Below are 13,891 nucleotides of genomic sequence, written 5' to 3'. Positions count from 1 at the left end.
CGAGCCACGAAGGTACGATGGTTGCAGAGTTGATCGCGGGCAAAAACAAAGTCCATCCGGTTAAGCCAGAATCGATTGCAGGGTGTACTTATTGTCATCCGCAGGTGGCCTCGGTTGGGTACACCGAAGCGAAAGCGAAAGAGCTTGGGTATAAAATCAAAGTTGGTCGTTTCCCTTTCATCGGCAATGGCAAGGCGATCGCTTTGGGCGAAACCGAGGGCATGGTTAAGACTGTGTTTGACGAGAAAACCGGAGAGCTTCTTGGTGCACATATGATCGGCGCGGAAGTGACCGAATTGATCCAAGGTTATGTTGTGGGGCGTCAGTTGGAGACGACTGAAGAAGATTTGATGAATACAGTCTTCCCGCATCCAACATTGTCAGAGATGATGCATGAAAGTGTGCTTGATGCTTATGATCGCGTCATTCACATTTGATCGCCACGACACGTAACGCGTTGATATGCCGGCTCCTACTTGGGGCCGGCATTTTGCTTTATCTTGGCGCGTTTGCGATCACGATCATTGGGTCGCAAGGGTTGTTCAACGTTGCTCCTGACGGGATGGCAGTGGTTTGGCCATTATTTCTTGGTTTGCCGTGGAGCATTTACCTGTCGGTTCTGACGACCTTTGGGGGGCAGTTTTAATCGGTCAGATCGGAGCAGCACTGGTCCTACTTTTGGACCTAAATATCTTGTGGCGTTTGTGTCGGAGGCCGCGGGATAACGCTTGACGCTTCGGGCGAGTCTGCGACAAGCGTCTCCATGCGAACAGACTGGCGCTTGATCGGACTTCTCTTTCTTACGGGGCTGTTTGCCGCCGCGCAGTTCGCAAAAATTTCTTTGACATTGGTTGATTTGGGACGCATCTACCCGGGCGCGGCTTTGCCGTTTGCGGTGTCGGCGCTTTCCGTTGCGGGCATCCTTTTTGGTGTCGCTGCGGGCATGATCGTTGCACAATTTGGGGCGCGTCGCGTTTTGTTGGTCGCACTTGCAAGTGCATCGGTGATTTCGCTCTCTCAATCAGTTTTACCGTCTTTTCAAATATTTATGGGTTTGCGAATTGTCGAAGGGTTCAGCCATCTGGCCATTGTCGTCGCAGCTCCGACGTTGATGGCAGCGGTTTCGACGCCTCGTGATGTATCCGTGGCCATGGGGCTTTGGGGGACGTTCTTTGGCGTAGGCTTTGCAGGCGCCGCGGCCGTGATCCCGCTTTTAGCGGGCCCATCACAGTCATATATCGTACACGGAGCGTTCGGGCTGGTATTGATGGGTGCCCTTTGGCCGTTGTCACCGCGCGGTCTGGCGCGGGGCGTTTGGGAGGGAAACGTTCTGGCGCGCCACGTCGCGATTTACGGATCGCCAAGGATGGTTGCGCCCGCGCTTGGGTTCTTATGGCACACAATTATGTTCCTAGGATTGCTCACATTTTTACCTAAAGTTTTGGGGGCATGGACGGGGCCGGTCCTACCTTTGGTCGCGTTGATTGGCACCTTTGGAGCAGGATGGCTGGCACGTTGGTATGCACCGAAGTCGATCCTTCTGATGGGGTTTTCGCTGACATCTGTCGGGTTCTTAATGGTATTGATCGCCCCCGAACCTGCGCGGATTTGGATCGTCATGGCGCTTTTCGTGATCGTTGGTCTTGTTCCCGGGGCGTCGTTTGCCAACGTTCCGGCGCTGAATAAGGACCCGGCGGATCAAGCGCGCGCAAACGGCGCGATTGCCCAACTTGGCAACATCGGAACGGCCGCCTCTACGCCTCTTTTTGCCGCCGTATTGATGTTTGGATTTAATGGACTTGCGGTGGCGGCAATTGTCATTTCGGCCGTTGGATGCGGGTTGGTTTGGCTTATCCACAGAAAGATCGAGAAATCCGCGTGACGGACGGCTGATGTTCTTGTATTGTTCCGTTTACGCCATTGAGATTTGCGGACGGGCCGCTATCTCTCTGTTCAATGGCGAGAGGTGACGTGATGGCCGACTTGAAGAACATCGAAGTGCGCGGTGCGCGCGAGCACAATCTGAAAAATATCGATGTGGATATCCCACGCGATAAGCTTGTGGTGATCACAGGGCTATCGGGATCGGGAAAGTCTTCATTGGCTTTCGATACGATCTACGCTGAAGGGCAGCGCCGGTATGTCGAAAGCCTTTCGGCTTATGCGCGACAGTTCCTCGATATGATGCAAAAGCCCGACGTTGATCATATCTCAGGGCTTTCTCCGGCCATTTCGATTGAACAGAAGACGACATCGAAGAATCCCCGTTCCACGGTCGGTACCGTCACGGAGATCTATGACTATATGCGCCTTTTATTTGCGCGTGCGGGTACTCCTTTTTCGCCTGCAACCGGTTTGCCGATTGAGGCACAGCAGGTTCAGGACATGGTCGACCGCGTTATGACGATGGAGGAAGGGACGCGGGCGTTTTTGCTGGCCCCCATCGTACGCGATCGCAAGGGGGAGTATCGCAAAGAATTCTTAGAACTTCGTAAACACGGCTTTCAACGCGTAAAAGTTGACGGACAATTCTACGAACTGGACGAACCACCGACGCTTGATAAGAAGTTCCGCCACGATATTGATGTGGTTGTTGACCGTCTTGTTGTGCGCGAGGGGTTGGAAACACGGCTGGCCGATTCGTTCCGCACAGCACTTGATCTGGCAGATGGTATCGCAATTCTAGAGACGGCCGTCGGCGATGAAGAAGAGCCCGAGCGGTTTACCTTTTCTGAAAACTTTGCCTGCCCGGTCAGTGGCTTCACAATCCCCGAGATCGAACCGCGACTGTTTTCGTTCAATGCGCCATTTGGGGCCTGTCAATCATGTGACGGCCTTGGTGTAGAGCTGTTTTTCGACGAACGGCTAGTGGTCCCTGACCAGAATCTAAAAATCTATGATGGGGCGCTTGCGCCTTGGCGCAAAGGAAAGTCTCCGTACTTTTTGCAGACAATTGAATCAATTGCGAAGCATTTCGAATTCGACAAGAACACCAAATGGAAAGATTTGCCTGAGAAAGTGCAGCAGGTTTTCCTGTATGGCTCGGGCAAGGAGGAGATAAAGTTCCGTTACGACGAAGGCGGGCGCGTGTATCAGGTGTTGCGGCCGTTTGAAGGCGTCATTCCGAATATGGAAAGACGTTACCGAGAGACTGATTCGAATTGGATTCGTGAGGAGTTTGAGCGCTTTCAGAACAATCGCTCGTGCGGAGCCTGCGGTGGCTTTCGACTGCGCCCCGAGGCTTTGGCGGTCAAGATCGGCGGACTGCATGTGGGTGAGATCGTGCGGATGTCGATCCGCGAGGCGCTCGCCTGGATAGAGGCCGCGCCGGAAACGATGAGCGCGCAGAAAAACGAGATTGCGCGTGCGATTTTGAAGGAGATCAGGGAACGGCTTGGGTTCCTCAACAACGTCGGCTTGGAGTATCTGACATTGGCGCGAAATGCCGGGACTCTGTCGGGTGGCGAAAGTCAGCGGATACGCCTTGCCAGTCAGATCGGGTCGGGATTAACCGGCGTGCTTTATGTGCTCGACGAGCCCTCGATTGGTCTGCATCAGCGAGACAACGACCGGTTGCTTTTGACGCTGAAAAACTTGCGTGACCAAGGCAATACAGTGATCGTAGTTGAGCATGATGAGGAAGCGATCCGCGAGGCGGATTACGTTTTTGATATCGGTCCGGGCGCCGGAGTGCATGGCGGTGAGGTGGTTGCGCACGGTACGCCCGCGAAGATCATCGCCAATAAGAAGAGTGTGACTGGCGACTACTTGTCAGGACGGCGGAAAATTCCAGTGCCAAATGAGCGGCGCAAAGGAAACAATAAAACGCTGAAAGTAGTGAAGGCGACCGGCAACAATCTTAAGGACATTACCGCGGAATTCCCGCTTGGAAAGTTCGTTTGTGTGACAGGGGTTTCGGGAGGCGGAAAGTCAACTTTGACGATTGAGACTTTGTTCAAGACGGCGTCGATGCGGCTGAATGGCGCGCGACAGACGCCGGCACCTTGCGAGACGATTAAGGGCTTGGAACATCTCGATAAAGTCATCGATATTGACCAGCGCCCCATTGGGCGCACACCGCGCTCGAACCCCGCGACATATACTGGTGCGTTCACACCAATTCGCGACTGGTTTGCTGGACTGCCGGAATCGAAGACGCGTGGATACAAGCCTGGGCGGTTCTCGTTCAACGTGAAGGGCGGACGCTGTGAGGCCTGTCAGGGCGACGGGGTGATCAAGATCGAGATGCACTTCTTGCCGGATGTGTATGTAACCTGTGAAACCTGCAAGGGCGCGAGGTACAATCGCGAGACCTTGGAAATCCGGTTTAAGGGCAAGTCGATTGCCGATGTTTTGGACATGACGGTTGAAGACGCGCAAACCTTTTTCAGGGCGGTGCCATCGATTCGAGAGAAAATGGACGCGCTTATGCGAGTTGGGCTTGGGTATATCAAGGTTGGACAGCAGGCAACGACCCTGTCGGGTGGTGAAGCGCAGAGGGTGAAGCTATCAAAGGAGCTGTCGAAGCGCTCGACCGGCCGAACGCTTTATATTTTGGATGAGCCGACGACGGGTCTGCATTTTGAAGACGTGCGTAAGCTCCTGGAAGTGCTTCATGAATTGGTGGATCAGGGAAATTCCGTCGTGGTGATTGAGCACAATCTGGATGTGATCAAGACGGCGGATTGGATCATTGATATTGGGCCGGAAGGCGGCGATGGCGGCGGTGAGATTGTCGCTGTTGGCACGCCTGAGACGGTAGCATTGGAAGCGCGATCGCATACCGGGCACTATCTGGCGGGGATGTTGGGTGTCGCGCGCGTGGCTGCGGAGTGATGGCGCGACGCATTGCGGCGTGTTTGGAAGTTCTCGCAGATTGACGGGAGGAAATTGACTAATGGGCTGGATTGCTTAGCCTAGAATTAGGTCCGCGATGCGGATGAGATCTATTACTTCTTTTGTATGGCGGTCGACTTTTATTAGACTTCCGCCAATCCGGACGTAGTCGGACGACGAACTGCGGGGCAGGCGATAGCGATCATCGCCACGGCGCAATACGGTTCCGTTATTCGTGTCGACGACAACGTATTCGCGGCCTTCGAAGATGACGCGGTCTCCTTCGCGCAGCACGATGTAGTCTGCGTCCTCAATCCGGTCGCCGATGTCGTAGCCGCGATCTTCGGCTGTGACGCCTTTTTTGGCGAGACCAGGTGGCACACAGGCGGGTGCTTTCTTTGCGAGGCCGGGTGGGCAGTTCTTCGCGCCTTTTCCGGCGGCAATCAGATCAGTTGGTGCTGCGAGAAGGGCCAGTGCGGTCAGGGCAAGGATGGCGATGTGCTTCATTGTGCGTCTCCGGGCTTTCCAAATAGCTATCAAGTGGTTTGGGCGGAAATATGGCAGAGGGTCAGGCGTCGAGTTCGAGCCAAACCGGTACGTGATCTGATGGTTTTTCACGGCCCCGGACGGCGTTTTCAATCCAGCATTCTTTAAGCAGATCAGCGGCTTGTGGCGTCAGGAGGTGGTGGTCGATGCGAATGCCATCGTTGCGGTTCCACGCGCCTGCCTGATAGTCCCAAAAGGAGTAGTGACCTGGGCCTTGGGTGCGCGTACGAAAGGCCTCGGTGAAGCCGAGATTGAGGATTTCACGGTAGGCCGCACGGGTTTCGGGGCGGGCCAGGGCGTCGGTTTGCCAGACTTGCGGGTTGGCGGCGTCTTCATCTTGCGGAATGACGTTGTAGTCGCCACACATAACGCCAGGTTCTTCTGTGTTTAGAAGGGCTTGCGCGCGGGTCTTCAGGCGCTTCATCCAGGCGAGTTTGTAGTCATATTTCGGGCCAGGGTTTGGATTGCCGTTGGGTAGGTAGAGACCACAGACGCGAACTGGTTTCTTGTCGCCAACGACAGTTGCTTCGATCCAGCGGGCTTGTTCGTCTGTGTCGTCGCCAGGTAGGCCCCTTTGGACGTCTTCTAGGGGCAAGCGAGATAGAATTGCCACGCCATTGAATGATTTTTGCCCATGTGTTTCAACAGTATAGCCCATGTCTTCGAAATATTCGCGAGGGAAGTTCTCGTCGATGGATTTAATTTCCTGCAGGAAAACGACGTCTGGTTTCTGGTCGTTCAACCAGTCCGTCAAAGCGCTGATGCGGGCCTTGATGCCGTTGATATTGAAGGTCGCTATGCGCATGGAATGTCCCCCGGTTGAGTAGGTTTTGGGCCATGTTCGAGGGGCGTTCAAGGGACTATCGGTAATCCTTCGGTACAACGTCGGTGCGGGCGTTCGGGCGGTTTGATGTCTCTTAAGACATTCTGGACCTCCGTTGGAGGCATTTTTTAAAGGGTGAAGCTTTGAGGGAGTGGCGCGCCGGGCTCTGAGGGAAAACAAAGAGGTCCGGCGCGCCTGAGGGAAAAGGTTCAAGCTTTGGTTTCGCAAGGGCGGTGGTTCAGGCCGTTGATCCCAATTGAGAAACAATATGCATTATTACTGGCCATTAATCACGGCAAGAATGGGGCAGGTTTGAGGTGATTTCAGGTGCAGGCCCCGCCGACAGGTGAAGAACGGGCGGGCGGGGCTTGGCTGGAGTTCGAAAAGTTAAGGCTTATGCCCTGGGCGAGGCTTCAGCGTCAGCGGTCGCATCCGCGGGAAATGCCTCGATCCTGAGGCCGGGGATGAACATGCCTTCGATGTCGGCGGCTTTTCTGAGCCAAGCGTGATCGGCCACAAGCGCGACTTTGCCAATTTCAGAAATGCTTGCGAAGAGACGTGGCAGGTAGCCAAGCTCTACGGCGATGGCTTGCAGCGCCGGGAATTCAACTTGCCGATTTTGTAGAGGAAGTCGCTTTTGTCGGCAGCTTCAACAATGGCGAGGGAGACCATCCTTCATTTCGATCTCGCCGACTTTGCGGCTGATATTGAGGCGAACAAAGCCGCCTGCGTGATGAGTTATCTTAAACATGGGCCTTTCTTTCTATCAGAAGTCAGGCTCCGGGAGTGGGCTTCACATCGAAAAGCTGACGCCACAGCCACAACTGGACGAGGCATTTGGGTTTTCGATGGTGAAGCGGGCGCCGATCAGTTCTTCGGAGAAATCAATCACAGCATTGGAGAGAAACGGCAGGGACACTTCGTCGACCACGACTTTTTGGCCGACGCCTTCGAGGATGAGGTCCCCGTCGGCGGGCTCGTCTAGGTCGATGTTGTATTGAAAGCCCGAGCAGCCGCCACCTTCGACGGCAATGCGCAAGGCTTTGGGAGCTTTGTCGTTGTTATTAATCTCGGCGAGGCGCTCAAAGGCACGGGGCGTCACGCGGGGCGGAATATTGAGGTCCATAGGTTTGTCTCGGTTTCTTCCTGAGTTCATATGTGAATATAAGGGGTTTAACAGAGGCGAACAAGACGCAGGCAGAATATGCGAGCGCCATATGCATCAAACCCCGAGGACAGTCGGGGTCGGCTCTTTGGTGAAGAAGAGAGTACTTTCCGGTCGTGTTTCCAGCGTGACCGGGACCGGATCATCCATGCCAGCGCGTTTCGGCGGCTTAAACACAAAACCCAGGTGTTCATCGAGCACGAGGGGGACTATTTCCGCACGCGCCTTACCCATTCGATCGAAGTGGCGCAAGTGGCGCGCACGATTGCCGGCGCTTTGGGGTTAAACGAAGAGCTTACCGAAGCGGTCGCTTTGGCCCATGATCTGGGCCACACGCCATTTGGGCATACCGGCGAGGATGCTTTGGGCGTGTTGATGGCGCCGTATGGTGGGTTTGATCACAACGCGCAGGCTATTCGGATCGTCACGCATCTTGAGCGGCATTATGCGGATTTTGACGGATTGAACCTTACGTGGGAGACGCTTGAGGGGATTGCCAAGCACAACGGGCCGGTTTTGGGCGATGTGCCTTGGGCTTTGGCGGCATGTCAGGCCGAGGTTGATCTTGAACTGGGCACCTATGCGAGTGCCGAGGCGCAGGTGGCGGCAATTTCGGATGATGTTGCGTATAACCATCATGATTTGCACGACGGTTTGCGCGCAGAGTTGTTTTCGACCGATGAGCTTGCAGAGTTACCGATTTTGGCTGGGTGCTTTGAGCGCGTGGATAGTTTGTATCCTAGTTTGAACTATTACCGGCGGCGACACGAGGCTTTGCGGAGGTTTTTCGGAGTTTTGGTCGAAGATGTGATTGCGGTAGCGCGTCAGTCTTTATTGGAAATTGGGCCGAGATCAGCGGATGACATTCGCCGGGCGGGATTTCAGATTATTCGGTTTTCGCCTGAGGTTTTCGCTGACCTGAAGGTGATCCGGCAGTTTCTTTTCGAGCGAATGTACCGCGCGCCGACCGTGGTCGAGATGCGGCGCGAGGTGACCAAGGTTGTGGAAGAGCTGTTTCCGTTCTTTATGGAGAATCCCGACCAGCTTCCAAAGCAGTGGAGGAAGGACGTTGAGCAGGCGTCGGGGGAAGTTGAGTTGGCGCGTCTTGTGTCCGACTATATCGCGGGCATGACGGACCGGTTTGCAATCCAATGTCATGAGAAGTTCGTTGACAGCGCTTAGCAACGGTTCCTTAAGGTTGCTTGGCTAGGCCGCGTGGCGTTATTTGAGGACGCGCTGACATGTGCAAGCCCGAACAAATTATTCCGACATGGGTTGAACATCACGGATTTCAAATCCCGCGCCATCTTGCGTGGCGCACCGGGCGGATTGACCGGTTTCGCGAGGTATCTGACGAGCACTTCGCAAACGGCGCCTCAGTTTCGGTTTGTGGATTTTGATGTGGCGGACAGGCAGCACAATCCGGGCGGAGGGTATCGATACGTATGAATTCCTCTTTGACGATCGCTTGCAGGACCTGACTTTCCTCTATTCGGTGTTTACCCACATGTTTTCGGGCGATGCGGCACGGTATTTGTCAGAGTTCTCGCCTGTGATGCGGCCCGGCGGCTGTGTCCTGGCGTCAATGTTCATCATGGATCGGGGGCTTATTCCGTATTTGCAATCCAATGGCGGCGAAGGGCGTTGTGCGCTGACATTCCCGCATGAGGTGGAAGAGGGGGTATTCCACGATGATGCCAATTTGGTTTCGGGGCCGACAGCATATTCGCTTGATCGGATTGTGGCCATGGTTAGGTCTGCGAGTCTGATTCCGTAGCGGTTTGTGCGTGGCCGTTGGCGCAAAGACGGCGAGTTCGATGTAAACGTGCATGATCTCGTGATCTTGCGCAAACCTGCGTTTTAGCGCGCGTGGGTCACAGTTTGAGACGCAGGAAAACGAGGTACGGCGCAAATTCTTCGGGATTGGTATTTTCGGGGTAGCGGTCGATGTAGTCGAACCCATGCTTTTCGTAAATCGCAAGCATGGCGCGGTTGCCTTTGATTGTATCGGCATAAAGCCATTTTAGGCCCATGCGACGAGCCTCGGCGATGCGGTCTTCAAAAAGGGTGCGCCCAAGGCCGGTGCCACGAGCCGCGTCGCGCACGAACATGCGCTTCATTTCAGCCGCATCATCCCGAATGCGTTTGAGACTTCCGCAGCCCAGTAGGGTGTTGGAAACATCGTAGGCCAAAAGAAACCGGTGGTGCGGTGGCAAAAGAGTGCCTGGGTCGTTGAGCGTGTCGTCGGCCATATCACCGGCATCAAGTTCTGGGCCGCCAAGAGCCTCAAAACGGGGCAATATATCAGTATAATAGTCGAAAAGCAGTTTGCGAACGGCGGCGCGGTCGTGGATGGTTTCGACAAATTCTAATCTGTGTGTCATGGATGGAAGGTGTAGCCGTCGGAAGTCGGTGTCAATCAGCGTGCTGGCGTTGACGCGGGTCCTGACGGTGGTAAACCGCTCGCAACTTCCCAAGGGCATTAACAATGAACATTTTCGCTGAAATTCGCACATCTTTGATCGAAACACTGGATGCTATGGTGGCCGACGGAGAGCTTCCTTCAGGGCTGTCGTGGGGCAATGTGGCGGTGGAGCCTCCGCGCGATGCAGCGCACGGCGATATGGCGACGAACGCGGCGATGGTTTTGGCCAAGGGCGCTGGAAAAACGCCGCGGGTGATCGCCGACAGCTTGGCGAAGCGACTAACGTCTGATCCGCGAATTGCGGTGGTCGAAATTGCCGGGCCGGGGTTCTTGAATCTGCGGCTGCATCCGGATGTCTGGCATGACGTGGTCGCAGAGGCGATTGATTCTGGAACGACCTTTGGGCATTCCGGCATGGGTGCGGGCGTTAAGATTAACGTGGAATATGTGTCGGCGAACCCCACGGGGCCTTTGCATGTGGGTCACACACGGGGCGCGGTGTTTGGGGATGCACTGGCGTCTTTGCTGGCGTTTGCAGGCTATGACGTGACGCGGGAATACTACATAAATGACGGCGGCGCACAGGTGGATGTGCTGGCACGATCGGCGTTTGAGCGGTACCGCGAAGCGCATGGGCTTTCGCCTGAAATTGCCGAAGGCTTGTATCCGGGCGATTATCTGGTGCCGGTCGGCGAGGCGTTGAAGGCCAAATTTGGGGATCAGTTTCTGGATAAATCGGAGGATGTTTGGCTGGCGCCAGTTCGGGAATTTGCCACTGAGGCGATGATGGAATTGATCCGAGCAGATTTGGCGTCGCTTGGTGTTAAGATGGATCACTTCTTTAGCGCAAAGTCGCTTTATGGCTCGGGGATGATTGAAAAGGCGATTGCTGATCTGGATGGTAAGGGGCTGATCTACAAAGGTACTTTGGAGCCGCCCAAGGGCAAAATGCCTGAGGACTGGGAGCCGCGCGAGCAGACGTTGTTCCGTTCAACGGCGCATGGCGATGACGTTGACCGCCCGATTATGAAGTCGGACGGTGCCTGGACCTATTTTGCACCAGACATTGCATATCACTGGGACAAGATTGATCGTGGCTTTGACGAGTTGATCGACGTCTTTGGCGCCGATCACGGTGGCTATGTGAAGCGGATGAATGCGGCTGTATCCGCGCTTTCGGATGGTCGCGTTCCGTTGGATGTGAAGCTGACGCAGCTTGTTAAGCTTTATAAAGACGGTGAGCCGTTCAAGATGTCTAAACGCGCCGGAACGTTCGTGACATTGCGCGATGTGGTCGAACAGGTCGGGCCGGATGTGGCGCGGTTTGTGATGCTCACTCGGAAGAATGACGCGCCGCTTGATTTTGATTTCGCCAAGGCCATTGAGCAGTCAAAAGACAACCCGGTTTTCTATGTGCAATACGCGCATGCGCGGATCCGGTCTGTAATGCGCAAGGCGGAAGAAATGGGGCTTGAGTTTTCTGACAACACCAAGTTGGAAGACGAGGCCGAATTTCGGGTGGCGCAGAAAATTGCAGAGTGGCCACGACTGGTCGAGATCGCCGCGCGCAATCACGAGCCGCATCGGGTGGCCTTTTACCTCTATGAACTCTCGCAGGAATTCCACGCTTTGTGGAACCGCGGCAATGACAAGCCTCAGCTACGGTTCCTTCATGAAGGCGATAGTGCTGCGACAGCGGCGAAAATCGCCCTACCTCGCGCCGTAGCCGTTGTTATTTCAACAGGATTGGGTATTCTGGGTGTGACTCCGGTCGAAGAGATGCGCTGACAAACGCGTTTCGGATCAGAAAAAAAGCGTGTGTCGCCTTCCAGCCAATGGCAAGAGGCACATCAACTGAACCGAAAACGTTAATAACAAAGCGTGCCACGGCCAAAGTCGAGAGCAGTTCAAGCACGTCGGACCAACCGGCGGCTATAGTGAGGCAAAGATAATGGCGGCTATCAATTTCAATGATATGGGCGACCGTGATGACGGTTCGCTGGCGACGGCAATAAATTGGGCGGGTGCTTTCCTGTCGGTTTTGTTGATTGCAGGTCTTGCGACCTGGGGCTGGAAGCTTTGGCAACGCGATGTCACTGGCATTCCGGTCGTGCGTGCCTTGGAGGGTCCGATGCGGATCACTCCGGCGGATCCCGGTGGTTTGGCGAACAACTATCAGGGGCTTGCGGTGAACCGCATTGCAGAAGAGCGCGCGACTGAACTGACGGATCGGGTCGTTTTGGCTCCGGCACCGGCAACGCTTAACGAAGATGAAGATTTGGCGATGGTCGATCTGGCGCCGATGGTGGAACTTGAGGCTTTATCTGTGATGGAAGACGCGCCTGCCTCAGAATTGAGCGAGACGGTTTCGAACGGAAATGGTGTTGCAATTGTTGCGCTTGAAAACACGCCGTCTGCAACGGATATGGCTGTGGCCGCTGCTTTGGCGGACGTCGGGGCATTGGTTGCAGCGCAGCCTGTAAGCCTTGTTTTAGCGGGGCCGGGTGTGCCGGCAGCGACGCCGCGACCTTTGGTGCGTCCAGAAGGACGACGGGTGGCGTCCCTTCCGGTTACCAACGATGTGACAGAGGCAATTGACCCAGGTTCGATCCCGCTGGGCACGCGGTTGGTGCAGCTTGGTGCCTATGGTAGCGAAGACGTGGCACGCGCCGAGTGGGCCAATGCGATTGCGAATTTCGGCGACTATATGGTTGGCAAGGAGCGCATCGTGCAGCAGGCGGAAACGGGGGGCCGGATATTCTGGCGGCTTCGCGCACTTGGGTTTGCGGACCTGTCTGAAGCGCGCCGGTTCTGTGCTGTGTTGGTTTCTGATGGGGCGAATTGTATCCCCGTCGTGCAGGAATAACGTGCGCCGGGGCGCGTTTACTTTCGCGCCCCTTGGGCCTGTTCTGACCCCCTATGAGGCAGCTCTTTTTCGCGAGGGTGACCCTTGGGGGTTCATCATTTTTCAACGCAACTGTGAGAACCCGGAGCAACTTCGTCGTCTCACGGGCGATTTGCGCATGGCTGTTGGCTGGCACGCGCCGGTTCTTATTGATCAGGAGGGCGGGCGTGTTCAGAGAATGCGTGCGCCACACTGGAGCGAGTGGATGCCTCCTCTGGATCAAGTTGAGGCGTTTGAGGATCGGGGTAAGGCCGCGCGCGCAATGTATCTGCGTGGTGTCTTGATTGGCGTCGAATTGGTCGCGCATGGGGTCGATGTGAATTGTGCGCCCTCGTGCGATATTGCCTATGCGGACACCCATCCGTTTTTACGCAACCGCTGTTACGGGACAGACGCCGAGACGGTAACTTCGATGGCGCGGGCTTGCGGCGAAGGGCACATGGATGCGGGGTGTCTGACGGTTTTGAAGCATGCGCCGGGGCATGGGCGCGCGGTCGTCGACAGCCACAAGAATTTACCTAGGATTGATGTGGATTTGGCCGAGCTTGAGGAGACGGATTTCGCGCCGTTTCGCGCATTGGCGGATTTCGGGATGGCGATGACGGCGCATATTGTCGTGCCCCAGATCGACCCGAACGTGCCGGTTACGCAGTCGCCGGCCGGGGTTGCGTATTTGCGCGACCGACTTGGGCTTACCGGGCTTTTGATGAGCGATGATATCTCGATGAACGCCTTGGCGGGCGATGTCGTAACCAGAGGCGAGGCGGCGCTGGCGGCCGGGTGTGATCTGGTGCTGCATTGCAATGGGGATGCGCGTGAGATGGGATCGATTGCGCAGAGCTTAGGCAAGATGAGCCTAGAGGCGGCAAAACGCGCAGATGTAGCGTTAGCGGCGCGCCGAACCACAAGGGATATTGACATTGTCGCCCTTGAGGCTGAGTTTGATGCCCTGATCCAAGGAGCTTGAGATGCCGGATGGTGACGCCGATTTTGATGATGTAGAAGCCCGCCTTGCTGCGGAAGCCCTGATCGTTGACGTCGACGGGTATGAGGGGCCTTTGGACCTTTTGTTGACGCTAAGTCGGACACAAAAAGTCGACCTTCGAAAAATCTCTGTGCTGGCGCTGGCTGAGCAATATCTGGCGTTCATTTATCAAGCCAAGTCGCTTCGGATTGAATTGGCGGCGGATT

Annotated in this window: 14 protein-coding genes and 2 pseudogenes; 11 read left to right on the top strand and 5 right to left on the bottom strand. The window is 55.5% G+C overall.

The genetic code is table 11. The annotated features are described in order from the left end of the window. From AC221Y_RS11610 to uvrA, 4 genes and pseudogenes are all read left to right on the top strand, one after another. Window positions 1–437: pseudogene (locus tag AC221Y_RS11610) on the top strand (dihydrolipoyl dehydrogenase); the annotation flags it as partial. 53 nt (window positions 438–490) lie between these two features. Beyond that, window positions 491–646, top strand: a complete 156-nt coding sequence (locus AC221Y_RS11605; protein WP_299753912.1) for a hypothetical protein — start codon at window positions 491–493, stop codon at window positions 644–646. Window positions 647–763: 117 nt separating this feature from the next. Next, on the top strand, window positions 764–1,882 hold the full coding sequence (locus AC221Y_RS11600) for an MFS transporter (RefSeq protein ID WP_299753911.1): 1,119 nt from the start codon (window positions 764–766) through the stop codon (window positions 1,880–1,882). Between the two features lie 92 nt (window positions 1,883–1,974). Beyond that, complete coding sequence (uvrA, locus tag AC221Y_RS11595) at window positions 1,975–4,836, top strand: excinuclease ABC subunit UvrA (RefSeq protein WP_299753910.1); 2,862 nt, start codon at window positions 1,975–1,977, stop codon at window positions 4,834–4,836. A gap of 75 nt (window positions 4,837–4,911) precedes the next feature. Here uvrA and AC221Y_RS11590 read toward each other — a convergent pair whose 3' ends face one another. The 4 genes from AC221Y_RS11590 to AC221Y_RS11575 all read right to left on the bottom strand — a co-directional run bounded on the left by AC221Y_RS11590 (window position 4,912) and on the right by AC221Y_RS11575 (window position 7,331). Beyond that, a complete protein-coding gene (locus AC221Y_RS11590) occupies window positions 4,912–5,343 on the bottom strand; it encodes a hypothetical protein (protein ID WP_299753909.1) in 432 nt (143 codons plus the stop codon). 61 nt (window positions 5,344–5,404) lie between these two features. After that, on the bottom strand, window positions 5,405–6,187 hold the full coding sequence (gene xth, locus AC221Y_RS11585; RefSeq protein WP_486707358.1) for an exodeoxyribonuclease III: 783 nt from the start codon (window positions 6,185–6,187) through the stop codon (window positions 5,405–5,407). 412 nt (window positions 6,188–6,599) lie between these two features. Further along, window positions 6,600–6,749 carry a SpoIIAA family protein gene (locus AC221Y_RS11580; RefSeq protein ID WP_486707359.1) on the bottom strand — a complete coding sequence of 50 codons (150 nt, stop codon included), beginning with the start codon at window positions 6,747–6,749 and terminating at the stop codon, window positions 6,600–6,602. 249 nt (window positions 6,750–6,998) lie between these two features. Further along, window positions 6,999–7,331, bottom strand: a complete 333-nt coding sequence (locus tag AC221Y_RS11575; protein ID WP_299753906.1) for a HesB/IscA family protein — start codon at window positions 7,329–7,331, stop codon at window positions 6,999–7,001. Window positions 7,332–7,409: 78 nt separating this feature from the next. On the opposite strand from AC221Y_RS11575, the gene AC221Y_RS11570 reads away from it, so the two are divergent. From AC221Y_RS11570 to AC221Y_RS11560, 3 genes are read left to right on the top strand one after another with little or no spacing between them, the layout of a single operon-like run. Beyond that, window positions 7,410–8,552 carry a deoxyguanosinetriphosphate triphosphohydrolase gene (locus AC221Y_RS11570; protein ID WP_299753905.1) on the top strand — a complete coding sequence of 381 codons (1,143 nt, stop codon included), beginning with the start codon at window positions 7,410–7,412 and terminating at the stop codon, window positions 8,550–8,552. 59 nt (window positions 8,553–8,611) lie between these two features. Next, window positions 8,612–8,770, top strand: coding sequence for a hypothetical protein (locus AC221Y_RS11565; protein WP_299753904.1), 159 nt, complete (start codon window positions 8,612–8,614; stop codon window positions 8,768–8,770). Further along, window positions 8,770–9,147: a hypothetical protein gene (locus AC221Y_RS11560; RefSeq protein ID WP_486707357.1), complete on the top strand. Its 378-nt coding sequence runs from the start codon at window positions 8,770–8,772 to the stop codon at window positions 9,145–9,147. Before AC221Y_RS11565 ends, AC221Y_RS11560 begins: the two co-directional genes overlap by 1 nt. A gap of 97 nt (window positions 9,148–9,244) precedes the next feature. On the opposite strand, the gene AC221Y_RS11555 is transcribed toward AC221Y_RS11560, so the two are convergent. Next, the gene (locus AC221Y_RS11555; RefSeq protein WP_299753902.1) at window positions 9,245–9,754 is read right to left on the bottom strand and encodes a GNAT family N-acetyltransferase; all 510 of its coding nucleotides are present in this window, start codon (window positions 9,752–9,754) and stop codon (window positions 9,245–9,247) included. Window positions 9,755–9,858: 104 nt separating this feature from the next. Between AC221Y_RS11555 and argS the strand changes: the two genes are divergently transcribed. The 4 genes and pseudogenes from argS to AC221Y_RS11535 form a co-directional block, all read left to right on the top strand. Then, window positions 9,859–11,583 (top strand): arginine--tRNA ligase, encoded by a 1,725-nt coding sequence (gene argS, locus AC221Y_RS11550; RefSeq protein WP_486707356.1) that lies wholly within the window; start codon window positions 9,859–9,861, stop codon window positions 11,581–11,583. A gap of 163 nt (window positions 11,584–11,746) precedes the next feature. Continuing rightward, the gene (locus AC221Y_RS11545) at window positions 11,747–12,661 is read left to right on the top strand and encodes an SPOR domain-containing protein (protein WP_299753900.1); all 915 of its coding nucleotides are present in this window, start codon (window positions 11,747–11,749) and stop codon (window positions 12,659–12,661) included. Window position 12,662: 1 nt separating this feature from the next. Beyond that, window positions 12,663–13,667 carry a glycoside hydrolase family 3 N-terminal domain-containing protein gene (locus AC221Y_RS11540; protein ID WP_299753899.1) on the top strand — a complete coding sequence of 335 codons (1,005 nt, stop codon included), beginning with the start codon at window positions 12,663–12,665 and terminating at the stop codon, window positions 13,665–13,667. A gap of 1 nt (window position 13,668) precedes the next feature. Next, a pseudogene (locus tag AC221Y_RS11535) lies at window positions 13,669–13,891 on the top strand (segregation/condensation protein A); the annotation flags it as partial.

It is taken from the genome of Boseongicola sp., from assembly GCF_057460485.1.
This window is presented reverse-complemented; position numbering and strand designations above follow the sequence as displayed.

What these genes read in the sequence shown, in the direction of transcription:
- AC221Y_RS11600 (WP_299753911.1), top strand. Translation starts at nt 764, where the DNA reads ATGCGAACAGACTGGCGCTTGATCGGACTTCTCTTTCTTACGGGGCTG.
- uvrA (WP_299753910.1), top strand. Translation starts at nt 1,975, where the DNA reads ATGGCCGACTTGAAGAACATCGAAGTGCGCGGTGCGCGCGAGCACAAT.
- AC221Y_RS11590 (WP_299753909.1), bottom strand. Translation starts at nt 5,343, where the DNA reads ATGAAGCACATCGCCATCCTTGCCCTGACCGCACTGGCCCTTCTCGCA.
- xth (WP_486707358.1), bottom strand. Translation starts at nt 6,187, where the DNA reads ATGCGCATAGCGACCTTCAATATCAACGGCATCAAGGCCCGCATCAGC.
- AC221Y_RS11575 (WP_299753906.1), bottom strand. Translation starts at nt 7,331, where the DNA reads ATGGACCTCAATATTCCGCCCCGCGTGACGCCCCGTGCCTTTGAGCGC.
- AC221Y_RS11570 (WP_299753905.1), top strand. Translation starts at nt 7,410, where the DNA reads ATGCGAGCGCCATATGCATCAAACCCCGAGGACAGTCGGGGTCGGCTC.
- AC221Y_RS11565 (WP_299753904.1), top strand. Translation starts at nt 8,612, where the DNA reads ATGTGCAAGCCCGAACAAATTATTCCGACATGGGTTGAACATCACGGA.
- AC221Y_RS11560 (WP_486707357.1), top strand. Translation starts at nt 8,770, where the DNA reads ATGTGGCGGACAGGCAGCACAATCCGGGCGGAGGGTATCGATACGTAT.
- AC221Y_RS11555 (WP_299753902.1), bottom strand. Translation starts at nt 9,754, where the DNA reads ATGACACACAGATTAGAATTTGTCGAAACCATCCACGACCGCGCCGCC.
- argS (WP_486707356.1), top strand. Translation starts at nt 9,859, where the DNA reads ATGAACATTTTCGCTGAAATTCGCACATCTTTGATCGAAACACTGGAT.
- AC221Y_RS11545 (WP_299753900.1), top strand. Translation starts at nt 11,747, where the DNA reads ATGGCGGCTATCAATTTCAATGATATGGGCGACCGTGATGACGGTTCG.